At 40.0% G+C, this 23,646-nt stretch carries 17 protein-coding genes; 8 read left to right on the plus strand and 9 right to left on the minus strand.

Annotation, left to right across the window (positions count from 1 at the left end; translation table 11 throughout):
- The first annotated feature begins 174 nt into the window (after positions 1–174).
- From LV85_RS01050 to mtgA, 4 genes are all read left to right on the plus strand, one after another.
- Entirely contained in the window at positions 175–2,037 is a 1,863-nt protein-coding gene (locus LV85_RS01050) for a transglutaminase-like domain-containing protein (protein ID WP_111316319.1), read from the plus strand.
- Positions 2,030–3,955, plus strand: coding sequence for a DUF3857 domain-containing protein (locus LV85_RS01055; RefSeq protein ID WP_111316320.1), 1,926 nt, complete (start codon positions 2,030–2,032; stop codon positions 3,953–3,955). The genes LV85_RS01050 and LV85_RS01055 overlap by 8 nt, the downstream gene beginning before the upstream one ends.
- A gap of 440 nt (positions 3,956–4,395) precedes the next feature.
- The gene (locus tag LV85_RS01060; RefSeq protein ID WP_111316321.1) at positions 4,396–5,190 is read left to right on the plus strand and encodes a class I SAM-dependent methyltransferase; all 795 of its coding nucleotides are present in this window, start codon (positions 4,396–4,398) and stop codon (positions 5,188–5,190) included.
- 9 nt (positions 5,191–5,199) lie between these two features.
- Positions 5,200–5,901: a monofunctional biosynthetic peptidoglycan transglycosylase gene (gene mtgA / locus LV85_RS01065; protein WP_111316322.1), complete on the plus strand. Its 702-nt coding sequence runs from the start codon at positions 5,200–5,202 to the stop codon at positions 5,899–5,901.
- A gap of 433 nt (positions 5,902–6,334) precedes the next feature.
- Here mtgA and LV85_RS01070 read toward each other — a convergent pair whose 3' ends face one another.
- Both LV85_RS01070 and LV85_RS01075 read right to left on the minus strand, forming a co-directional pair.
- Complete coding sequence (locus LV85_RS01070) at positions 6,335–8,062, minus strand: chloride channel protein (protein WP_111316323.1); 1,728 nt, start codon at positions 8,060–8,062, stop codon at positions 6,335–6,337.
- Positions 8,063–8,182: 120 nt separating this feature from the next.
- The gene (locus tag LV85_RS01075; RefSeq protein ID WP_111316324.1) at positions 8,183–9,112 is read right to left on the minus strand and encodes a M28 family peptidase; all 930 of its coding nucleotides are present in this window, start codon (positions 9,110–9,112) and stop codon (positions 8,183–8,185) included.
- A gap of 69 nt (positions 9,113–9,181) precedes the next feature.
- On the opposite strand from LV85_RS01075, the gene LV85_RS01080 reads away from it, so the two are divergent.
- Entirely contained in the window at positions 9,182–10,168 is a 987-nt protein-coding gene (locus LV85_RS01080; RefSeq protein ID WP_111316511.1) for an NTPase, read from the plus strand.
- A gap of 201 nt (positions 10,169–10,369) precedes the next feature.
- Here LV85_RS01080 and yjjX read toward each other — a convergent pair whose 3' ends face one another.
- Positions 10,370–10,936: an inosine/xanthosine triphosphatase gene (gene yjjX, locus LV85_RS01085; RefSeq protein ID WP_111316325.1), complete on the minus strand. Its 567-nt coding sequence runs from the start codon at positions 10,934–10,936 to the stop codon at positions 10,370–10,372.
- A 25-nt stretch (positions 10,937–10,961) separates the two neighbouring features.
- Complete coding sequence (locus LV85_RS01090) at positions 10,962–11,669, minus strand: YebC/PmpR family DNA-binding transcriptional regulator (RefSeq protein ID WP_111316326.1); 708 nt, start codon at positions 11,667–11,669, stop codon at positions 10,962–10,964.
- 145 nt (positions 11,670–11,814) lie between these two features.
- Here LV85_RS01090 and LV85_RS01095 point away from each other — a divergent pair, with 145 nt between their 5' ends.
- Both LV85_RS01095 and LV85_RS01100 read left to right on the plus strand, forming a co-directional pair.
- The gene (locus LV85_RS01095) at positions 11,815–13,146 is read left to right on the plus strand and encodes an NAD(P)/FAD-dependent oxidoreductase (protein WP_111316327.1); all 1,332 of its coding nucleotides are present in this window, start codon (positions 11,815–11,817) and stop codon (positions 13,144–13,146) included.
- Between the two features lie 181 nt (positions 13,147–13,327).
- A complete protein-coding gene (locus LV85_RS01100; protein ID WP_111316328.1) occupies positions 13,328–13,738 on the plus strand; it encodes a DUF4890 domain-containing protein in 411 nt (136 codons plus the stop codon).
- A gap of 81 nt (positions 13,739–13,819) precedes the next feature.
- On the opposite strand, the gene LV85_RS01105 is transcribed toward LV85_RS01100, so the two are convergent.
- The 5 genes from LV85_RS01105 to mutY form a co-directional block, all read right to left on the minus strand.
- Positions 13,820–15,298: a glutamate synthase subunit beta gene (locus tag LV85_RS01105; RefSeq protein ID WP_111316329.1), complete on the minus strand. Its 1,479-nt coding sequence runs from the start codon at positions 15,296–15,298 to the stop codon at positions 13,820–13,822.
- 1 nt (position 15,299) lies between these two features.
- The gene (gene gltB / locus LV85_RS01110) at positions 15,300–19,790 is read right to left on the minus strand and encodes a glutamate synthase large subunit (RefSeq protein ID WP_111316330.1); all 4,491 of its coding nucleotides are present in this window, start codon (positions 19,788–19,790) and stop codon (positions 15,300–15,302) included.
- 394 nt (positions 19,791–20,184) lie between these two features.
- The gene (gldE, locus tag LV85_RS01115) at positions 20,185–21,534 is read right to left on the minus strand and encodes a gliding motility-associated protein GldE (RefSeq protein WP_111316331.1); all 1,350 of its coding nucleotides are present in this window, start codon (positions 21,532–21,534) and stop codon (positions 20,185–20,187) included.
- Between the two features lie 70 nt (positions 21,535–21,604).
- Entirely contained in the window at positions 21,605–22,066 is a 462-nt protein-coding gene (locus LV85_RS01120) for a single-stranded DNA-binding protein (RefSeq protein ID WP_111316332.1), read from the minus strand.
- Positions 22,067–22,111: 45 nt separating this feature from the next.
- A complete protein-coding gene (mutY, locus tag LV85_RS01125; protein WP_111316333.1) occupies positions 22,112–23,185 on the minus strand; it encodes an A/G-specific adenine glycosylase in 1,074 nt (357 codons plus the stop codon).
- Positions 23,186–23,330: 145 nt separating this feature from the next.
- Between mutY and LV85_RS01130 the strand changes: the two genes are divergently transcribed.
- Positions 23,331–23,639, plus strand: coding sequence for an HU family DNA-binding protein (locus LV85_RS01130; RefSeq protein WP_111316334.1), 309 nt, complete (start codon positions 23,331–23,333; stop codon positions 23,637–23,639).
- Positions 23,640–23,646: the final 7 nt, after the last annotated feature.

Consider the following 23,646-nt stretch of genomic DNA (forward strand, 5'->3'; position numbering starts at 1 on the left):
GTTTTTTTATTTGGTATAAAATCAAATTAGGGAAGATTTGATGAAAATTACAAGTGAATTAAAGGCAGCTGATGCATAAATATTGTTGCTCATTTTGCATGGAATATATTTTTTATGGCTTGTTGGTTTAAATAAAAAATATATTCTTTGTGAACAATTATCTTTGAATTCTATATGCAAATTTTGCTTGTAGTTGCTCATATGCTACTTGGTGTTCAAGCACATAATGACTCTACTTATAATAAAAATCCAACCCCTGTTTATTCTATTCTTTCAGAAAATCAGCGAATCGAAATTTCTGATTCGTATGAAGTAGTTCATAAAATCGAGCGAAAGTTCACTATTTTATCGTCTGAAGGTTTAGCCCACGCTTTTACCTCTGTTTTCTATGATAAGCTGAATGAAATAGAGAGCGTAGAGATAGAAATTACTGATCCGGTAAAAGGTAAAACTCTTGAAAGGGCAAAGACCAGGGATATGACAGATGCTGCCATCTATTCTACTAGTAGTATCTTCGATGATAATCGGCATAAGTATTATGAAGTACAAAGCAGCAAGTTTCCTGTTCAAGTTACTGTTAATATAGAGACTAAATCTTCTAGTAATTTCCAATTAAGTGATTGGGTGCCAGTTCATAGATATAATCAAAAAGTAACTAAGTCTACGCTCACTGTAGTCTATCCAGAGAAGATTGGCTTGAGATATAAAGCAGTGAATTTGCTTGGAGAGAAGTCTGAAAATAAAGTGGACAACAGAATAGAAATGACCTGGGTTGAAACTGATCTGCCTGTTCAAACACCTGATCTTAATAAAGAAGATGATCATAAATTACTATTAGCTCCAGTCGGTTTTGCAATGGGGGACTATGTTGGAAAAATGGAAGATTGGTCAGGACTCGCTGCTTGGCAATATAAACTAAATGAGGGGCGTAAAGTTCTTCCAGATGCTTTCAAAACCAAACTTGTTGGCATGGTAGCTAATGCAGATACTGACTATGAGAAGATCCAAATTCTCTACGAATACCTACAGAAAAACTACCGCTATGTTAGCATACAGCTAGGTATTGGCGGCTGGCAGACTATGCCTGCTGAAGATGTGGTGAAGTATGCATATGGAGATTGCAAAGGATTGACAAATCTGATGCAAACCATGCTTAAGGCAGTTGAGATTCCTTCAAATTATACATTGGTTCAAGCTGGTAAAGATGCTGATGATATAGAAACTGATCTCCCTTCCAATCAATTCAATCACGTGATTTTGCAAGTGCCCATGAAAGATGGGCAAAGTCCAGTTTGGCTAGAATGTACTTCTAATTCCCTTCCTGCAGGCTTTCTTGGGGACTTTACCAAAAACAGACACGTGTTGGTAATCGCTGAACAAGGTGGTTATCTGACCAAAACGCCATCCTATAGTTCCTTCGATTGGAATGCTATTCATAGCAAAAATGACGTGAAAATAGACAAGGATGGAAATGCCACCATTGCTACGAGGATGAAAGTTGATGGCAACTTTGCAGAAGATTTGTTGATGGTAAAGCAACACCTTGACACCAGACAGCAGCGGGATTATTTCAATCGCAATTCTCCTGTAGCAGGATTGATCATCAACCAATACGAGCTGAATGTGGATCATAAAGATTCCCTCCTAATAGCTGATCTTAGTTATGAAGGGTTTATTCAGAAGTTTGTCCAAAACACTGCAAAGCGAATGATCTTAAAGCCATTTCTTGGAAAAGTATCTGAAGAAATGCTCGTTAATAACTCTCTAAGCCAAATGGACGAATATCAGATTGAACTTCCGGAGGTGATGGAGGCTGAGAATTTATCAGAAAAACTGGTACTGGAAGAAGAAGGTATTACCGTGATTTTAAAAGCTTCTTTGGAAGGAAAAAATCTAAGTGTGAATAGAGAAATTAATCTATCACTGAAGGAAGACATTTCTGATGAAGACAAAACTGAACTAATCAAACGAATCAATGCCCTAGGTTCTACTAATTTCTATTTTATCAAAAACACAGCCGCACTAAGACATGAGTAAATCTTTACTAACATTTATTTTTTTATTCGTTTCCACACTTACTTTTTCTCAAACACATAAACTTGGAGATTTTGAGGACAGTGAAATTTCATTAAAAGAAGTGTCCTACGAGCCAGATGCTCCAGCAGTGATTTTAGTATCGCAAGGGTATTCAAGGTTCTTATCTGGATATTTGGAGACTAGCCATTTTGTACGCCTAAAAATACTTTCCGAGGCAGGGAAGGAGAATGCGGATGTTAGGATTCGCTATTACGCCGGAGATCAAAAAGTGGAAGATATTCTTGCGGTCAAAGCCCAGACCACAAACTTCGAAAATGGTAAGGCTGAAAGCATTAAGGTGTCAAAGGAAGGGATTTTTGAAGTTGATCTTGATGATGGCTACAAGGAGCTTAGGATATCCTTTCCGAATGTGCAAGTAGGGTCTATCATTGAGTATCAATACAAGAAAACAGATAAAAATCTCACATTTATTGACGGCTGGACCTTCCAAAATAAGTTACCTACACTTTATAGTAACTACGTAATCAAAATGCTTCCATCCTTAGAATATAGGACACTCGGTCAAGGCCAAAACTATTCAACTGGTGTAGAAAAGACAATCGAGAACGATAATTATGGATGGACTTTGAGAAATATTCATTCACTCAAAGAGGAGCCATACATGAAAAATTATCGGGACTACATCGACCGTATAGATTTCCAATTGTCGCGATACGAAGTGAGAGAAGATTATGGAACAAAATGGGAACATGTAATGAGCACTTGGGAAGTACTTGGAGATGAGGTGATCTCTATGTATTCACAAAAAGGGTTTTATAGAAGTAATCCAATTGAGAAAGAATTCTTGGATGTTGATTTGAAAGGTGAAACGCAGCTAGAAACTGCACAGAATGCCTATTACTATTTGAGAAATAACTTCAGGGTTGAAGGGGAGGATTGGATTTATCCCGAGCAAAATCTTAATCAGCTATTGAAATCCAAGGTAGGCAGTCCAGTAGAGCTTATGCTAGCACTTATGGGGGTATTGAAGTCTGAAGGGATAAGCTGCGAGCCTGTTTTGATCGGTAGTAAAGGCTATGGCCGAAGCGACATTGTTCCTTTTCCATTTCTTAATCAATTTGATGAAATATTATTACTTGCTGAACTAGACGGGAAACAGCAATTTTTGGATTTATCTCAAGTTGAAGCTCCTTTTGGCTATGTTGATCTAGATAAGCATGTGAAAGCAGGTCTGTACCTGCAGGAAGAACAGAGTAAGCTTGTACCAATTGATATTCAGCATAAATCCAACTCCACTTATTTCGGTCAAGTTGAAATGAATGAAGAAGGTCAATTAGTTATGTCGAATGCTCATAGAAATTACCGCTACAGAGGTCTTGGTTTGGCTAAGCAAATAGATGGAATTCAAGCAAGAAATGAATCCTTGGAGAAGTTATTCGAAATAGAGGAAGGTGTGGTTTTTGATAATTTTAAGGTAAATAATGCGCTGGAAGATAAGGATATGCTGACCTTAAGTTTCGAAATGAAATTTCAAGAGATAGTGGACCAAGATATGATTCTATTTAGTCCACTGAAGTTTTCATCCTTTGCTGAAAATCCATTTACGCAAGAATACCGAATGTTTCCAGTCGATTTTGGATATGCATTTTCAGAAACATATAACACCGTAGTGTCTGTTCCTGAAGGGTATGAAATAGATGATTACCCATTAGAGGCGGGTTATACGATAGATGGAGGATATGTTGTATTTATATACTCTCCTACTATAATCGACGGTAACCTTAAAATCTCGGCTAAATTTATGGTGAACGCTCCGCTTATTCCAGCAAGTCAATATGAAAACCTAAAGTATTTCATGGAAAGTGTGGCCACTAAACTGTCTGAGCCTGTGATCCTAACAAAGAAATCTAATCTCTGATTGAACTGTTAGTAAATAATCGAGTATCATTTTCTTAGCACGAGAAGTTGAGTAAGGATGAATAGTCAGGATTTTTATAATGCATTATTTCTCAAAAGCGGTAAAATTTTCAAAATTGGCGATCATGCCCATTTCAGAAAATCCAGAATAAATAATGCCTGCAGAAGAAAAATTACTACACAGTAATTTATGAGATTAGCTACTGAGAGACTTCTGAGTTAATCTCTATTAGTCCTTTGCATATCCTATCAATTTTAAAAAATACAGATTCGATTGATGATTAGCCTGAGAGCGAACTGATCATACATACTCCACAAGGATTAGATTTTATAACAACTGATAAAGTATTGTTTCAAAATTATCAGAGCCAACTCTTTTAAAGAAACTCTAACTCAGTAGTTCAATCATTTTATTGGTAATTTCGAGAAATCTTCCCGCAGATGGCAGCATATTTACACGGATTTATTCCAGAGGAACAACAACGATTAATTGATCAGGCAGGAGTTCTGGAGTCTCTTATTTATCCTCGTATTGATTTCACCGGCTGTAAGAAGCTCCTCGAAATCGGTTCGGGCGTAGGTGCGCAGACGGCGACTTTGCTGAGATTATTTCCAGAGCTAGAGATTACTTGTGTAGATTATTCGCAGAGTCAACTTGATCGAGCCAAGGAGAATTTAGCCTTTGCTAGCGATCGGGTCAGGTTTGTTTGTCAAGACGCGAAGAAGCTTAGTTTGGATGAAAAATTCGATTCAGTATTCATCTGCTGGGCATTGGAGCATATTCCTGATGCCCATGAAGTATTGGAAGGAATCAAAGCTTACCTCCTTCCAAATTCAAAACTTTGGTTTACCGAGGTATTTAATTCTAGTTTTTACTTCAATCCAGCTCTTCCAGGATTGACCAAATATTACGATGCTTATAATGAATTCCAGCGTTCTCTCGGGGGAAATCCTGACATTGGCGCAAATCTTGGTAATCTATTGCTGCGAGCTGGCTACAAGCAAATCGAATTGTACCATGGCGGTTTTCATCTAGACCAGCGCAATGCAGAAGATCTTAGAAACATTTGTCAATATTGGAAGGGTTTGATGAAAAGTGCTACGGCAGGTATGCGCGAAGCGAAATTGGTTAGCTCAGCTGATGTTTTGGCGATGGAAAGGGATCTTGATGCTATTTTTAAAGACGAGAATGCGGTCTTTTTCTATCATTTTGTACAGGTGAGTGCTACAGTTTAAGTTGATTTTATGAAGATATTTAGATGGTTATGGCGATTGATATGGAAGACCTTACTCTGGTTTTTTGTGCTTTCTATTGGTCTTACCTTGCTTTATCGCTTTGTGCCAGTTCCGATCACCCCCTTGATGGTAATTCGAGTTTTCGAGCAAGCGTTTGATTCAGAGAAGGAAGTTCGACTAAGCAAAGACTGGGTGCCCATTAGTGAGATTTCGAAACATGCCCCTCAAGCTGTCTATGCTTCAGAGGATCAGAAGTTTTTGGATCATCATGGCTTTGATTTCGAGGCGATGGAAAAAGCTTGGGAAAACAATAAGAAAGATAAACGGGTGAAAGGAGCAAGTACCATTACACAGCAGACGGTCAAGAATGTGTTTTTGTGGCAGTCGAGGACTTATCTGCGAAAAGGCCTTGAGGCTTACTTCACAGTATTGGTTGAGCTGATGTGGCCCAAAGAACGTATTATGGAAGTATATCTGAATGTGATAGAAATGGGTGATGGTATCTATGGAATTGAAGCAGCTTCTCAGGAATACTTTACTAAGCCGGCAGCCAAACTTTCTCGTAATCAGGCTGCGCTGATCGCTGCTGTACTTCCCAATCCGAGAAGATGGTCACCGGCTAAACCTACTCCATATATTATTGGCCGTCAGGCTTGGATACTCAGACAAATGAACAACTTAGCACCTATTGGTATGGGGATTGAACCCTAGGATTTGCACTGTTAAAATTGGATTATTTGGTGGTAAAATACGAAAGATTTTAATAAGGTGTTTTTGGAGAGAATTTAATTTTCGATTTAGGATCAGGCAAAAGCTGCTCACAAAATATTCTTTTAGAACTTGGCGAAAATGGCAATTTATACGGCTTGTAATTTTAATTGCTTTGAATAATAAATTATCTCCAAAACCTTAGCTCAGAGCCTCTATTTAAGGTTTAAAAAATGCAAGTATTTTTTATCCACATTTTCAATAATTTATCCACACTTCTAGATTTACCCGTTCTAATACTCAATAAATCAGATAGTTATAGGTGTAATTTTAAAGGTAATTTTGTGGATAAAGAAGGCTAACTTAAAAAGTTCTGTATAAAGTGGGGTGCAAAAAAGTGGATAAATCCGGCTTCCAAATATTATTCTTAATTCGATTAATCTTGCTTTTGTTTAATCAAGCGTTTTCTATAGGCATTGAAGATTCTGGACTTAGAAACGAAGCCCAAATATTTGCCATCTTCGATGACAGGTAGATTCCAAGCTCCAGATAACTCAAATTTTTCCATCGCTTTTTGCATATTCTCAGTAGCCAATAGGATTTCTGGGGGACTATGCATGAGCTCTTTCACAAGAACCACATCTTGCTTTTCACGATCAAACATGATGTCCCTGATATCATCCAAGGTAACTATGCCACGCAAGGCTTTATGCTGATCTACAACAGGGAAAATATTTCGTTTGGAAATTTTCACCAAAGAAATCAAATCCTTTAGTTTTGAATCAGGATGAATTGGAAGAAGGTCACGTTCGATTACATTGGTAATGGTGATAAGTTCTAGCAACTCCTGATCCTTTGATTCGGGAAGGTGTCTTCCTTTTTCCTTCAGCTGTATCATATAGATACTGTCCTTTTGGTAGGCCGTTTTAGTCACATACGAGATCGCAGACACAAACATTAGTGGAACAAAGAGTTCATAACCGCCAGTGATTTCTGCTATCAAGAAGATTGCGGAAAGTGGTGCATGTTGAGCTCCGGCCATTACACCACACATTGCTACTAAGGTAAAATGTGCCAGTGGAAGAGGAATAGTGAAATTAAAAAGGTTGCTAGAATAGGCGAATAAGAAACCCAAAATACCTCCAACATACAGAGATGGAGCAAAAATACCGCCACTGCCACCCGCGCCGAGCGTAACCGCAGCAGCTATTGGTTTCACTAGGATAATAAAGGCTAGAAAAATAATGATCAAATAGGGGTTCTCAATCACTGAAAAGAAGGGGCTTTTTTCTAGCAACTGACTGGAATTACCATCGATTAAGGTATTCAAGGTGTCATACCCCTCTCCATAGATAGGGGGCAGAAAGAAGACCATGATGCCCAAAATCGCACCACCGTAGAGGATACGTAGCAGTTGGCTATCTAGGCTCTCCATAAGCGATTCTGTCTTTCTCACAGCTTGGCTGAAATAGAGAGAAACTAGACCACATACTATTCCCAAAAGGAGGTAATAAGGCATGTGTGAAGCTTCGAAGTTCTCTGTCAATTTGAAATTGAAAACAGAGTCTTTCCCAATTAGAATCATGGAGGTTAGAGAACCTGTCACACTGGCTATTAGCAGAGGGATGAAACTTGCTGTACTGATTTCCATCATGATTACCTCGATAGCGAAAATCACTCCACCGATAGGAGCACCGAAAATTGATGAAATCGCTGCAGCAGCCCCACAACCTATCAATAGCGTACGCTTTTTTGCATTGAGATGCACTAAGGAACCTACATTGGAACCTATAGCTGAGCCTGTGACCAGCATAGGAGCTTCCAATCCTACAGATCCTCCAAAACCAACAGTTATCGCGGAAGTAAAAACCCTGCTATAGGTTTTCACTCGTTTAATGATGCTTTGTTTTTTGGAAATGGTGAACAGAATATCGGGAACACCGTGTCCCCCTGTATCCTTGAAAATAAACTTGCCTAGAATAAAAGCCGCTGAAATACCTATCAGCGGGTATATGATATATAGAAAATTAGCATACTCCTTATAAAATCCCTCTGTAAGAAAATTCTGTATGACATGTACACCTTGTTTAAGAATTACAGCTGCCAAGCCAGAGAAAACACCTATTATCCCACTTAGAATTAGGATAAAGGTTTGGTTGCTCATGTGTCTGAGCCTCCATATCAAGAGCTTGGTGATAAAATCTGTTTTAGGCAAAATATCGCGTTAGTAGCGTGCTTTAAATTCTAAATTAAATAAGATGTTGTTCAATGAAAAGAATATCACTTACTCTTTGATCAATTCTGCATCTAGTGCTAAGGTACACTTCAAGATAAGATTGACCGCATTGACATAGAATTGCTGATCAATATTTTCAAAAGAATCCCCTGGTTTGTGATAATCAGGATGATCTTCTACGCCAAAATATATATGTGGCACCTTCACATCAAAGAAAGCTCCATGATCGGATGATTTGGTCCAGTTGTCTCTACCGGTATTTGGCTCATCGTGACCAAATAGCAATTTTGGCGTAGAGCCAGCAGCGGCGGTTTCCAAAATAGTCTTAAGATTTGGGTTGTAATAAGTACCAGAAGCGTACAATTCTCCTTTTTCATTTCTGGAAATCATATCCATATTGATATTCAATACAACCTGATCCATCGGGAAAGGGAAGTCTTTAACTAGTGCTTTTGCACCTTGCAAGCCCATTTCTTCACCATCCAAAGCCGCAAAAATCATGGAGTGCTCAGGTCTATTTTCCTTGAAATACTTTGCTAGCTCGATCAAAGCAGCAGTGCCTGAGGCATTGTCATCGGCACCATTATAGATAGAATCACCTTCCGCACTTGGCCTGCCCACTCCCACGTGATCATAATGTGCTGTGATCACGATCAATTTCTTCGTAGAGCTGCCCGCGACAAAGCCTACGACATTTACTGCATCTACATAGGCTTTATTATCCCGACGATTTTCAAAACTAAATTTCTGCTGATAATCAGGAAAGTGTGTCTCAAGTCCAATACTTTTGAATTGATCTAGAATAAAGTTACGTGCCACTACATTTCCTTCAGATCCAGTTTTTCTACCTTTGAGTTCATCCGAAGACAAAAACTTTATATTTTCAAGGAGCGTTTTGCTAGCAATACTTTGCCCGTTGGCTTGGAGAAAAACAAGAAATAATAAACAACTTAGGGCATTTTTGATTGAGAGTTGCATCAAGGAAAGTATTTTACGTTACGTATATTGGCAAAATTAATCAGCTTAGTGGTTCACTCCTCTGAATTCATGAAATATTATATTCTACTTATTTTTATTCTTTTAATTAATCTCCACTTGGTTTCTGCTCAAGGGAGTTTACCTCAGTCATTTTTTGATGGGAAATCTGTGGTTTTTATCTCTGCTGATCCTGCTGCTAAACCTGTGATGACCTGGACAGAGGTAGCAGATAGCGTGCATCATTCACTGGTAAAGGCTGGAGGAGACCCTGTGGCTTATTTTGAGTTGGAAAAAGTGGCACTATCGGAAGCTGTTCAGGCAGATTATGCCAAGTCATTTCAGCAAAGGCTTGTGAAAAATATTATTCTGGTGACACGCAAAAAGAATCAGATGAGCATTCATGTAGCTCCTTTTACTGAAACTGGACAAATCATTCCATCTACGGCTTTATTTGGGGTAACTGGTGGAGATATCGGGGCGGCTACAAATCAGTTTGGTTTGATAGGTGAGAATCAGGTTTCACAAAATCTTTTGGTTTTGGACGTTCCAGAATTTCTGAATATCAGCACTACAGAAACTACTTCAAATGAGAGGTTTTTGGCAAGTAACCCGCTTAATCTGGATGTGTTCAAATTGGGAATTACTATAGAGGGCTCATCTGCTGAAACTGGACTGCTAAGTTATTTTAGGTACGATATGTACGGCAAATCTCAAGAGGCTATTTTGGCGGAGCAGGCAGCACAGAAGGCAGGAATAGAGCAGGTACTAAAGCAGGAATATCCCTATCAGATAGCTTGGCTTACTGAAGCAAAATCTGTTCAAGAATTGATTCAGGATAGAGTACAATTCCTACTAGTGAAAGTGGAGGGAAGAGAAGCCGATTTGATGAGCAGTATGGGGCTAGAGCCTAAGACTGGTCCATCTTCTTCAGCTATAGTGGTCAAATATTACATCAAACTTTTGGTGCGCGATGAACTATATATTGGTCCTGAATGGGATGCTGACCCTGATTGGCGAGTTGCATTAGATAATTTCTTGAAGAACTTAAAAAAATAGACCTCTCGAAGGAGAGGTCTATAGCTACTTAATGATAGGGGTGATTTAAGCAACTTCTACTACTGCTGATCTCTTCATCCCGTTTGGAATATTCCGTACGGTTAGGATAAATCAAAGTTTTAAATTTCAATTATTCAATAATACTCATTTTTTGTCTTATTAAAAGAGACTTAGGTAAAAAAATTATAAAAAGCAGGACATTTAATATAAGGCTTCATTTAAAAAAGGAATCAAGGCCAATATAATTGCTTGATTATAATAGGTTTGTCTAGTTAGCACGCCGTGAGTTAGAATTCCTACAGATCCTCCATTTTGTTTAGAGTTTTCCTGAGCAAAAAACGCATCATCGGCTGCTCCTAGTTCCATGCCATCATGGACTAGTTTGGCGATGGCTTCAGGAAGATAAAATGTCCCTGTTTTCGCTTTGCCATGAAGACCTGATTTGTTTTCGATATAGATCCAGGCAAAGGCATACATTCCTGCAGCGTCTTCTCCGATTCCTCCTTCTATGCCTACCCAATAATCTGCCTCGGGAAAAGTTTTTTTGGCATTGACTACACGGTTTCTAGCTCCCAAATATGTTTCTTCATCACCCTTGGGTTGATCAGATACTTGTGATGCAGCAGTGATTCCATTTACGACAAATCCTTTGTGAAATGCTTCTGTAAATGCGGATTCGGTGCTGGCGACTTTTACTGGATTTTTACTGCCGACGATTATTAGTGGCTTTTCGGAAACTTGAAAATTTTGTCTTTTTGGGAAATTCATAGAATAAAAAAACCTAGGCGGATGCCTAGGCCATGTTGGTGAAAATTTGGTTTACGTCATCATCATCTTCCATTTTTTCTATCATTTTATTGATAATCTCTTCTTGCTCTTCGTCAAGCTCAGTAAGAGTAGTTGGAAAGCGTTGAAAATCAGCGCTGATTACGTCAATATTTTTTTCTTCAAGGGCTTTTTGCATGGTACCGAAGTCTTCAAATTCGGTATAAACGAAGATCTCACCTTCGTTTTCATCGATGTCAACTAATCCATAATCTATTAATTCGAATTCAAGCTCTTCTAAGTCAAACTCACCTTTTGCGAATCTGAAAACTGCCTTTCGATCAAACATAAAAACTACCGAGCCAGAAGTACCTAATGAGCCACCAGCTTTGGAGAAACAGCTTCTCACATTTGCTACGGTTCTATTGATATTATCCGTGGAGGTTTCTACTACTACTGCGATACCAAAGGGTCCATAACCTTCGTAAACTACTTCTTCGTAATCTTTTTCATCCTTATTTGATGCCCGCTTGATCGCTGCTTCGATTCTGTCTTTGGGCATTTGAGCGCCCTTGGCATTTTGGATTATTGTACGAAGTCTGGGGTTTGAAGCGGGATCGGGACCTCCCGATTTCACCGCCATTACGATTTCTTTTCCTAGACGCGTAAATACTTTGGACATTTTGTCCCAACGCTTGAATTTTCTCTCTTTTCTGAATTCAAATGCTCTTCCCATGATTATATACTATTAGGGAAGTAAAATTAGCAATTCTTTTCGTTTGGCTAGAATAGAACTATTCTATGTCAAGAATTTGTTTGAAAGTGTGCCATTTTTGAAGTGACATTTTTCCAATTCAAGACGACTAAAATAAAGTATAACCATGTCGGAATTTCTCTCAACTCCTCTTCCCAATATTCCTAAATCAGATTTACCAAAAGTAGTAATTGTAGGTGCTGGCTTTGGAGGACTCAAACTTGCCATGAAGCTGATGAATAAGAAGTTTCAGGTGATCTTGCTGGACAAGCATAACTATCATCAGTTTCAGCCCCTATTCTATCAGGTGGCCACAGCTGGACTAGAGCCTAGTGCGATCTCTTTTCCTCTTCGTAAAATTTTCCATGGATCAAAAAATGTCACCTTCCGCATGGCTCAGGTGGATCATTTTGATCCTAAGCTTAAAAGGATCTATACAGATGTGGGCTACATAGATTACAGCTATCTAGTGATGGCAATGGGAGCAGACACCAATTATTTTGGCTCTAAAACCATAGAAGAGTCTGCTTCACCAATGAAAACAGTCTCGGAAGCACTTTATATCCGAAATAAAATAATTTCGAATTATGAGCGAGCGATTAATATTGAGAAAGCAGAGGATCGTAAATCTCTGATGAATGTGGTGATCGTGGGCGGGGGACCTACAGGAGTGGAACTGGCTGGGGCAATGGCAGATCTGAGAAATACTGTATTGCCAAAGGATTATCCAGAGCTCAATTTCCATAACATGAAGATTGTACTTATAGAAGCTGGACCGGAGTTGCTCGGGCCTATGTCTAATGAGTCTAAAGAAAGTGCCTTGAAATATCTGCAGGATCTTGGCGTGGATGTAATGCTGAATACTATGGTGAAAGACTACGATGGTAATGAAGTAATACTTGCCGAGAAGGAATCTATTCAGACGCAGACTTTACTTTGGGCGGCGGGTATTAAACCAAATAGGATTGGAGGATTAGAGGCTGATAATTATGCCTCAAATGGAAGAATAATGGTGGATGATTTTTCAGAGATTAAAGGATGTCCTGATGTCTATGCACTTGGTGATATTAGTTTGATGACTCAGAAAGGATATCCTAAAGGTCATCCACAAGTAGCACAGGTAGCCATTCAACAAGCAGTTTGTCTGGCTCATAATCTCCACAAGATTGTAGAAGGAAAGGACAAGAAAGTTTTTAAATATAAAGATCTAGGATCCATGGCCACAGTAGGTAGAAAGCTCGCTGTGGTAGATTTACCTTTTATCAAGTTTCAGGGTATTTTGGCTTGGTTTACTTGGCTATTTGTTCACCTGATGGCTATTCTGGGAGTGAAAAATAAGGTATTTATTTTCCTTGATTGGTCTTGGAACTATCTGAGCTTTGACCCTAGTCTGAGACTGCTGATCAAGCCAAAAGCAGTAAGACCATCTGAACAGAAGGAACTGACAGAGGAGAGATGAGACTTAGTGTTTTTAGTGCTGTAATGTTTGTAACTGTTAAGAGGAACAAGCAGCATAAGCAAATTTTTACTGGAGCTAGTAGAAATGGCGTATTTAGATTTGTTAACAAAAACTCTTTTGGCTTAGATTAAACTGCAATCCATAACCTTGGTCTAATCCATGTAACTAAACACCAGAACACATGAAAAAATGGATTTTCGCTACAGGCTTGATGGTAATGATCAGTCTTAGCACATTTGCGCAGAGAAATGGAGGAGGAGAAAGACCAAGCGCTGAAGAAAGAGCTAAAAGGAATACTGAGCGTATGGCTGAAGAACTTCAGCTAACGGATGCTCAAAAAAAGCAGATTTTGGATATCAATCTAGAATATGCAAAAAAGAATGAGGCTGAGATGGCTGAGCGAAAAGCTAAAGCTGATGCCAATAAAGATGCCGCGGAAGCGAGAAAGGCTGAAATGAAGGAGCAGGATGACAAAATCCAAGCGGTTTTGAATGATGAGCAAAAAGCAAAATGGGCTGAATACAAAGCCAAAAACCAGAATGGTCAAAGAGGGAGAAATGGCGGTGGTCCTCCAAGAGGTGGCGGGAATTAATTCGCCAATTAACCCCCACAAGACAAAAAGCCATCCTGAATCAACTCGGGATGGCTTTTTGTTATGTTATGGAAAATGAACTTAGTCTAATCCTTCGACTTCCTGTTCTACTTGGAAGAATGACTCATCTTTCTGTGGTAGAGCAGATTCACCCATAAGGAATTCATCTACTTTTACAGCAGCCTCCCTTCCTTCAGAGATTGCCCATACGACCAATGACTGGCCACGGCGCATATCTCCAGCTAGGAATACTTTAGAGTTTGTGCTTTGGTAATTTTTAGACTTTGGAAGCGTGTTCTCCATGGTAGCTACCCCGAATGCTTCAAGCAATCCATTTTGGGCAGGACCTGTGTAGCCGATAGCCAAGAATGCCAAATCACACGGAACAGTACGTTCTGTACCTGCGATTTCTTCAAAGACCATACGACCATCTTTGTGTACCCATTCTAGGTCTACTAGATTCAATCCAGTTACTTGACCTTCTTCATTTACAGTGAATTCTTTCGTAAGCACAGAGAATACTCGCTCGGCTCCCTCTTCATGTGAACTAGATGTTCGCAGAGTCATCGGCCATTCCGGCCATGGATTAAGCGTGTTTCTTTGCTGTGGAGGCTTAGGCAAAAGCTCAAGTTGTGTGATGGAGGCTGCTCCATGTCTATTGGATGTTCCTATACAATCACTTCCTGTATCACCACCACCGATCACGATGACATGTTTTCCTTTGGCAGAAATCGGATTTTCTTCGATCTCATCTGATACTACCTTATTCTGCTGACCTAGAAATTCCATAGCAAAATGAACCCCATTGGCTTGTGAGCCTTTGATATTCAATCCTCTAGGTTGTCCTGCTCCAGTGGAAAGTACAACAGCATCGAAGTTTTTCAGAATATTTTCTGCTTTGATATTGAAGCCTACCTCCGTGTTACAAGTGAAGATTACACCTTCTTGCTTCATGAAATCGATACGACGATCAATAACCCATTTTTCCAACTTGAAGTCAGGGATACCAAACCGAAGTAATCCTCCAGGCTTGGAGTCTTTTTCGAATAGAGTCACCTCATGTCCTGCTTGGTTAAGCTGATCTGCCGCGGCAAGTCCTGCAGGTCCTGAGCCAATAACGGCTACAGACTTTCCAGTTCTTGTTTTTGGCGGATTAGCTTTGATCAAGCCTAGTTCATAAGCTTTTTCTGCTATACTCTTTTCTATCAGTTCAATCGTAACTGGATCCTTATTGATCCCAAGTACGCAGCTCGCTTCGCAGGGAGCTGGACAAATTCTTCCTGTAAACTCAGGAAAGTTATTGGTACTTCTTAGAATCTTGATTGCATCTTCCCACTCATTATTGTAAACCGCATCATTGAAGTCTGGAATTACATTTCCAAGTGGACAGCCATTGTGGCAAAAGGGCACCCCACAATCCATGCAGCGAGCTGCCTGATTGTTGAGTTTTTCTTCTGCAAAATCCTCATATATTTCCTTGAAGTCACTGACACGTGCTTTTGCATCGCGACTGCTAGGTGTTTCTCTACTAAATTTTAAAAATCCGTCTTTCGCTGCCATCTTACACCAATGATTTTGATTGTTCTAATGCTCTTTTCTCTAAAACTGCCTTGTAATCTCTAGGGATTACCTTGATAAACTTCTTTTTGGAAGTATCCCAATCTTCTAGGAATCTTATTCCCAGTTCCGATTTGGTCAGTTTTACGTGTCTTTTCAGGAAGGTTTTTATCGTGCTGAAATCTTCCTCATTTAGATTATCTATATCTACTAATTCTGGATTGATTTCAGTGATGTAGTCCTTGAGAATATAGGCTATTCCACCGCTCATACCTGCAGCGAAGTTTCTTCCGATTTCTCCAAGATTCACTACCAGTCCACCAGTCATGTATTCACAACCGTGATCTCCGATACCTTCTACTACGGTTTGTACGCCTGAATTTCGTACACAGAATCTCTCACCGCCTTTTCCGTTAATGTATGCCTCTCCAGAAGTAGCGCCATAGAATGCTACGTTGCCGATGATGATGTTATCTTCATGTTTGAATTTGGCATTTCTGCTAGGATAGATAATTAATTTCCCACCTGATAACCCTTTGCCAAAGTAATCATTGGCTTCACCTTCTAGTTCGAAGTTGATGCCCTTGGTAAGGAATCCACCGTAGGTCTGACCTGCAGAACCTGTGAATTTGAAATTGATCGTATCCTCAGGCAGACCTGGACTTCCATATATTTTGGAAACCTCATTGGACAACATCGCCCCAACGGATCTGTCAATATTTTTGATCTGGAAACTTCCAGATGAAGCCATAGCTTGTTCTAGCGAAGGAAGCGCAGCTTTGATCAACTGCCGATCCAATACTCTTTTCAGCTCAAAATCTTGATCAATTTGCTTATGTATTCCTACATGATCCGGAACCTCTACTTTGTGGAAAATAGGACTCAAGTCCACTTTATCCCATTTCCAGTGGTTCAAATGACCCGTAGATTGAAGGACGTTACTTTGTCCTACCATCTCGTCTATAGTACGGAATCCGAGGGATGCCATGATCTCTCTGAGGTCTTGAACAAGGAATTGGAAGAAATTCACTACATGATCAGGATCACCAGTAAATAGTTTTCTCAAGTCTGGATTCTGAGTTGCAATACCCACTGGACAAGTGTTCAGGTGGCATTTTCTCATCATAATACATCCTTCTACCACCAAAGCGGCAGTGGAGATTCCCCATTCTTCAGCTCCTAAAAGTGTCGCAATCGCAAGATCACGACCCGTTCTTAGCTGACCATCGGTCTGAAGTACCACACGGCTACGAAGGTTATTTTTCACCAAAGTCTGATGAGCTTCAGAAAGCCCAAGTTCCCATGGTAAGCCTGCGTGACGGATTGAACTCAATGGAGATGCTCCAGTTCCTCCGTCAGCACCGGAGATTAGAATCACATCAGCCATGGCTTTTGCCACACCTGCTGCTACTGTTCCTACTCCAGCCTGAGAAACAAGTTTCACATTGATTCTTGCCTTTCTATTCGCATTTTTCAAATCGTAGATCAGCTGAGCTAAATCTTCAATTGAATAAATATCGTGGTGAGGTGGAGGGGATATCAATCCTACTCCAGGAGTAGAATGTCTTACTCTACCGATCCAATCATCTACTTTATGACCAGGAAGCTGTCCACCTTCTCCAGGCTTAGCACCTTGTGCCATCTTGATTTGAAGTTCGGCAGCATTTGCAAGGTAATTACTCGTAACACCGAATCTACCAGAAGCTACTTGCTTGATTGCAGAGCGCTCCCAGTCCCCATTTTCTTTTTTGGCAAATCGTACCTCATCTTCTCCTCCTTCACCAGAGTTACTTTTAGCTCCTATTCTATTCATGGCTATCGCCAAAGTAGAGTGTGCTTCGTGAGAAATAGAACCAAAGGACATCGCTCCAGTAGCAAATCTTCGCATGATGGAAGAGGCTGGCTCTACTTCGTCGATTGGAACAGAGATTCTCTTTTTGAATTCAAATAAGCCTCTTAAAGTCAAGGCATCTTTGCTTTGCTCATTTATTTTGGATGCAAATTTCTTATACAATCCATAATCATTTAAGCGAGTTGATTTCTGAAGCAGGTGAATTGTTTCAGGGTTGAACAAGTGTTTCTCACCTCTTCTTTTCCACTGATAAACGCCTCCTTGCTCTAGTATCGGCGATTCTGTCTCGTAAGCAGCTCTATGTCGAATCAAGACTTCCTCAGCTAATTCATTAAATGAAATGCCAGATATTCTAGAAATAGTCCCTTTGAAACATCTATCAATCACATCTGGGCCTAAGCCTAATGCCTCAAATATTTGGGCACTTTGATACGATTGAAGCGTACTAATTCCCATTTTAGAAAGAACTTTCAATAGTCCTTTTCCTATCGCAGATTGATAGTTTGAAAAAACTGTCTTCTGGTCTTTTGCATTTGGAAGCTCAGACTTTTCAAACATATTCAACAGTGATTCCAAAGCCATGTATGGATTGATGGCAGAGGCTCCATAACCAATCGCAGTAGCGAAATGATGTGTCTCTCGAATATCTCCAGATTCTAATACCAAGCCGGCACTAGTTCTGATTTTCTTTCTGACCAAATGATGGTGAACAGCTCCGATCGCTAATAGAGAAGGGATAGGTGCATATTCTACCGTGCTGTTTCGATCGGAGATAATGATAACATTTTTCCCTTCATTGATCGCTTTTTCCGCTTCATCACAAAGTTGGTCTAAGGCTTCTAATAGCCTTCCAGGCTTGTGATCAGCTATGAAATGACTAGTAAGCGTGGCACATCTATAGCCTTGGCCTTCCATATTTTTGACCTTTTCCAAATCTTCATTCAGAAGAACTGGCTGGGAAATATGAATTTGGCGTGTATGCTTAGGACTTTCTTCCAAGATATTTTGTCCTACACCCAGACGGGTAAATAGAGACATTACCAATCGCTCACGGATAGGATCAATCGGCGGATTACTTACTTGAGCGAATAGCTGTTTGAAGTAATTGGAAATATGTTGACTTTCTTTGGATAGGACTGCGAGCGGAGTATCTGCTCCCATTGATCCGATAGGCTCATATGCAGTATTTCCCATAGGGCTTAATACTACCTTGAGCTCTTCAGATGTGTATCCAAATATGGTTTGTTGCTTTTTGATATTCTCTGTAGAATATGGATGTGTCAGCGTGACAGGAGCATCTTCGAGACGTAGCTTGATGCGCTGATCTGCCACCCATTGTTCGTATGGCTGCTTCACGCATATTTCTCCTTTTACCTCCTCGTCAAATACGACACGACCTTTTTCCAAGTCTGCCCAGATCATTCTTCCTGGACTGATTCTACCTTTTTCTAGGATAGTAGCTTCGCGAATAGGCAAAGCTCCCGCCTCAGAAGAAAGTATAAGTCGCTGATCTTTGGTGATAAAATATCTTAGTGGACGGAGACCGTTTCTATCCAAGGTAGCACCTACGGATTTTCCATCTGTAAATAGCAATGCTGCAGGTCCATCCCAAGGCTCTACTAGTGATGCGTGGAATTTGTAGAAAGACTTCCTATCTCGATCCATGACCTCATTATCCTGCCAAGCTTCTGGCACAAGCATCATCATCGCATGTGGAAGAGATCTACCGCTTAAAGTCAGAAGTTCTACCATAGCATCAAGATTGGCCGAATCCGACTTGTGTTTGTCGGTGATTGGCATCAGTCTGGAAAGCTCTTCATCAGTGAAATACTTAGACTTCATGAGATTTTCCTTCGACTTCATCTTATTCAGATTTCCCTTGATCGTATTGATCTCACCATTGTGAGAAAGAAAACGGAAAGGCTGTGCTAGTCTCCAGTTAGGAAAAGTATTAGTAGAGAATCGTGAGTGGACGATCGCAAAAGCAGATTCGATTTTCGAGTTCTGAAGATCCTTGTAAAAGGCCAAAACCTGATCCGTTCGCAACTGACCCTTATATATAAGTGTCTGACTACTCAAACTCGCAAAATAGAACGACTGATTCACTCCAGGAATCTTAGTATTGATTTCTGAAGTGGAGTAATTTCTCAGGACATAGAGTTTACGCTCCAACTCTATTCCGGTAAGTCCTTTTTTGTGCTTGACAAAGAGCTGCTCAATATTCGGCATTACTTCCAGTGCTCCAGAACCTGGCACTGTTTCATCCACGGGTACTGATCTATAGCCGATCAATTCAAAATCCAACTCTTCAATCAGCTGATTTAAGAGTTCTTTTGAGCGATGAAATAATTGCTTATTCTTTGGGAAAAAGGTCATACCTACACCGTAAGAACCAGCTTCTGGAAGCTCAATTTCTGTGCGTGCAGTAATATCCTTGAGGAACTGATGAGGTACCTGAATTAATACGCCAGCGCCATCGCCAGTCTTAGGATCAGATCCACGACCACCACGGTGCTCCATATTGCTTAGCATGTATAAGGCATCGCTAATCGTCTCATGTGAGGGAACTGCACTCAGATCGACAACCGCACCTATACCGCAGGAGTCATGCTCAAACTCCGATCGATACAAACCTTCTTGCATTTTAATAGAATTTATTAGGTTCAAAATTTCCAAAAATTACAGAAAAAAAATGTCCTATTAAAATTTCGGCAACAAAATGGCTGCTTTAGTGCCTTATTATTTATGGATTTTGACTTTATTAATATTTTGACAATTAGCCTTTAGGTATGAAAAAATGAACTGAGACATTAAATTTTTGTCAGTATTTGAAGAAATAGGCTGCTTTTTTATTCAATTATGAAAATTAGTATGAGAATCTCTCGATTCAAATATGTGGAAAAATAAAGTTGAAAATAAAAAAATTATTTTTCGTGAAATCTGCTTTCAGCTTGGGATTGCTCTTTTCAGAGAAATTTGTCCAATATATTATTTCGAAAAATAGGGGAAACTACAAATTATTGTAATAAGCTGATTTTCAGTCTGTATGTGGACCAAGTGTTTCTTTGTCTAAGGAATTGATATGAACCTTAATTTTTTTGATTTTTCGGGAATCCACCGCCAGGATGGTAAATTCGAAATCTTCAAACTTGATCTTCGTGCCATTCTTTGGCAATTTGGAATTCAGCTCAAGAAGCAGGCCTCCCAGAGATTCACTTTCACCTTTGACTTCTTCGAATATCTGCGAGTCTAATTCTAGTTTTTTACAGAAATCATTGAGCGAGACTTTGCCTTCAAAAATATAGGTGGCTGGATCAATCTCACGAAAGAAAATATCATCATGATCGTCAAATTCATCGTTGATTTCTCCGATTATTTCTTCAATCAAATCTTCTAAAGTTACCAAGCCAGAAGTTCCTCCATATTCATCCACCACGATGGCCATATGCACACGCTTCAGCTGAAAATCCTTGAGGAGCGTGTCCACCTTCTTGTTTTCAGGCACAAAGAGACTTTTGCGGATCAGCTCATTCCATTTGAAGTCTTCTTCCTGCTCTATATAGGGCAAAAGATCCTTGATATAAAGTATGCCTTGGATCTTATCGATGGTCTCTTCATACACAGGGATTCTAGAATAACCACTCTTGTTGATTTTATCCATCAATTCGTGGAAATCCATTTCCATATCCACCGCGGTGATATCCATACGGCTTTGCATGACTTGCTTCACAGTGAGCGTGCCGAAGTTTACGATGCCTCGTAGAATCTCCCGTTCTTCATTCGGAGCATCTTCCGTTGTCAAATCCAAGGCTTGGTTTAGCTCATTTACAGAAAGTGAATAGCCTTTCTTTTCGATACGTTTTTCCAGAAGATTACTAAAAGCCATCAAAAATAGAGAGATGGGTTTGAGTACTGTGGAGAAAAAACCGATGGTAGGAGCCATGACCATGCTAAATTCCACCTTGGCCTTATTGGCGTAGACTTTTGGGACTATTTCTCCAAAGAAGACTATTGCAAAGGTGATACCTACTGTCTGAACCAAGATGATGACAATGCCGGAGGCGTTGGTGCCAAATATGGACCAAGTCACGAAAGTAGTTAAGGTCACTATCCCAATATTGATAAGATTGTTGAGTATAAGGATAGTGCTGAGAAGATGCTTGGGGGAATCAACTAGGCTGATTACTTTTTTTCCACGTGGGGTGTTTTCTTCTTCAATATTTCCTAAGTCTTCATTGCTTAGGGAAAAAAATGCCACCTCTGAACCAGAAACTAGGGCAGAGCCTATTAATAGTAGTATAAAAAGCAACCCATTTAGAATCAGATAGCCTACCGAGGGTGAGCTAATCTGAGCGAGTAAATGGTAACTCGGATAGGGATCGTCCATGTATTAAACCGCAAAGGTTAATGCAAAATTAAAAAATTCCCCTGAAAATTGCTTCCAGGGGAATGAATAATTAAAATGGCAAGTCATCATCTGCATTGTCTGCTACTGTTTCTTGAGGTTTTGGTGCTGCAGTAGGTGCCGCCGAAGCTGGTCTTTGTTGTGTGGATTGCTGAGGAGCACTAGGGCTTCCTGTTCCATCCGGTTTTGGACCGAGCATAGTGAAACTCAACACTCTGATTTTGGTTCGGTAGCGATTTTGTCCCTGCTCATCTTGCCACTTGTCAGTTTTAATTTTGCCGTCTACATAGATCTGACTGCCTTTTTTGAGGTATTGCTCAGCTATTTTAGCTTGAGCTCCCCAGATTTCTAGGTCATGCCATTCTGTTTGTTCTACTCTTTCGCCGTTTCGGTTTTTGTAAGCTTCTGTGGTTGCCAAACTTACATTTGCCACTACATTATCACCTTCTAGATATTTCACTTCTGGGTCTGCGCCGAGATTTCCTACTAAGATTACTTTATTTACTCCTGCCATAATTTGTTTGATTTAAGATTGAAAAAATCTAATACTTGAAGGTACTTAAATCCCTTGATCGTTCAAAAAGTTCACGATCAACTTTGGTTTGGCCAAATATTCGATTCGGCTTTCTTCTACGAGCATAAAACCTTCTTCTTCACACCAGTTTTCAAGTTTTGACAAGTTTTCTTCAGCAATTTCGACTTCTGAGAAAACGGCATTTAATCGTTGGTGTGACAGGATGTGTCTGTATTTCTTGGGCAAGTGCTGAGTTTCTTCGGCTGAACTGGAGGGAATCTCCATCGCAGGAGCTATATCTCCTGTGCCTGATTCTACCTGAGGAAAATCAAAAAGGCCTTCCCAGATATCTCCTGAAGTTCGTTTTTTCCATACCCAGTTTTTTCCACACTTGATGACATAATAGTGTAAGTGACGCTCCTTGATTTTGATTTTATTGACCTTCACAGGAAGATCCGACACCATATTATGTAGCAATGCAAAACAGGAGTCTTTTAATGGACAGGATTCACAGCCTGGATTTTTGGGAGTGCAAAGTCTAGCGCCGAAGTCCATCATCGCCTGATTGAACTCCCCGGGCTGATCCTTTGGGATAATCTGATTGGCTAATGCTTCAAATTCCTTCTTGGCTGGAGAGCTGGCGATGTCGGTATCAATCCCGAAGTAGCGAGCCAGCACCCGAAATACATTGCCATCTACCACAGCTTTGACTTCAGCATAAGCAAAACTTGCAATTGCGGAGGCCGTGTAGCTGCCAACTCCTTTTAGTTTGAGGAGTTCATCGTATGTGTTGGGAAACTCACCGCCCATTTCAAACCAGATACTTTTTGCGCAAGCATGGAGATTTCTCGCTCGGCTATAATATCCCAATCCCTGCCAGAGGCGGAGGACTTCTTCTTCGGGTGCCAAAGCAAGATCTTTTACCGTAGGGTAAGTCTCCACAAAAGCATAATAATAAGGTAAGCCCTGAGCGACTCGAGTTTGCTGAAGAATGATCTCAGAGAGCCAAATTTTGTATGGATCAACGATTCCTCGCCATGGTAAATCTCTTGGATTTTCACGATACCAAGTTAGTATTTGATGCGAAAAAGCCTGATATTCAGTGGTTTTGTGGGCCATAGTCAATTAGTGTCTATCATACAAATCACGGTAATTTTTGTGAATATGTTTTTTAATTGCAATCGTTCTCGTACATTTGCAGTCCCAAAAACACTTGGTTAATAGGTTGTTAAGCTTATTTCGTAATTTCTAAATTAATATTACAGTGACTAAAGCAGAAGTAATCACTAAGATTTCGGACAAGACAGGTATCCAAAAGGATGATGTAACACAAGCCATTGAGGCGTTCTTCAAAGTAGTGAAGGATTCAATGTCCGAAGGAGACAACATCTACGTGAGAGGATTTGGTAGCTTCATCAATAAGAAGAGAGCTAAAAAAATCGCCCGAAACATCTCCAAAAACACAGCGATCGTTATCGACGAGCACTACATTCCGGCATTCAAGCCGTCTAAGGTGTTTGTAGAGAAGATCAAAAACAGTAAAAAAATCAAGGAACTAGCTCTTCAAGACTAAATCTTAA

It is taken from the genome of Algoriphagus chordae (assembly GCF_003254055.1).
In the GTDB taxonomy this organism is placed as follows: domain Bacteria; phylum Bacteroidota; class Bacteroidia; order Cytophagales; family Cyclobacteriaceae; genus Algoriphagus; species Algoriphagus chordae.

Coding starts and splice junctions, on each gene's coding strand:
- LV85_RS01050 (WP_111316319.1), top strand. CDS start 175: ATGCAAATTTTGCTTGTAGTTGCTCATATGCTACTTGGTGTTCAAGCA.
- LV85_RS01055 (WP_111316320.1), top strand. CDS start 2,030: ATGAGTAAATCTTTACTAACATTTATTTTTTTATTCGTTTCCACACTT.
- LV85_RS01060 (WP_111316321.1), top strand. CDS start 4,396: ATGGCAGCATATTTACACGGATTTATTCCAGAGGAACAACAACGATTA.
- mtgA (WP_111316322.1), top strand. CDS start 5,200: ATGAAGATATTTAGATGGTTATGGCGATTGATATGGAAGACCTTACTC.
- LV85_RS01070 (WP_111316323.1), bottom strand. CDS start 8,062: ATGAGCAACCAAACCTTTATCCTAATTCTAAGTGGGATAATAGGTGTT.
- LV85_RS01075 (WP_111316324.1), bottom strand. CDS start 9,112: ATGCAACTCTCAATCAAAAATGCCCTAAGTTGTTTATTATTTCTTGTT.
- LV85_RS01080 (WP_111316511.1), top strand. CDS start 9,182: ATGAAATATTATATTCTACTTATTTTTATTCTTTTAATTAATCTCCAC.
- yjjX (WP_111316325.1), bottom strand. CDS start 10,936: ATGAATTTCCCAAAAAGACAAAATTTTCAAGTTTCCGAAAAGCCACTA.
- LV85_RS01090 (WP_111316326.1), bottom strand. CDS start 11,669: ATGGGAAGAGCATTTGAATTCAGAAAAGAGAGAAAATTCAAGCGTTGG.
- LV85_RS01095 (WP_111316327.1), top strand. CDS start 11,815: ATGTCGGAATTTCTCTCAACTCCTCTTCCCAATATTCCTAAATCAGAT.
- LV85_RS01100 (WP_111316328.1), top strand. CDS start 13,328: ATGAAAAAATGGATTTTCGCTACAGGCTTGATGGTAATGATCAGTCTT.
- LV85_RS01105 (WP_111316329.1), bottom strand. CDS start 15,298: ATGGCAGCGAAAGACGGATTTTTAAAATTTAGTAGAGAAACACCTAGC.
- gltB (WP_111316330.1), bottom strand. CDS start 19,790: ATGCAAGAAGGTTTGTATCGATCGGAGTTTGAGCATGACTCCTGCGGT.
- gldE (WP_111316331.1), bottom strand. CDS start 21,534: ATGGACGATCCCTATCCGAGTTACCATTTACTCGCTCAGATTAGCTCA.
- LV85_RS01120 (WP_111316332.1), bottom strand. CDS start 22,066: ATGGCAGGAGTAAATAAAGTAATCTTAGTAGGAAATCTCGGCGCAGAC.
- mutY (WP_111316333.1), bottom strand. CDS start 23,185: ATGGCCCACAAAACCACTGAATATCAGGCTTTTTCGCATCAAATACTA.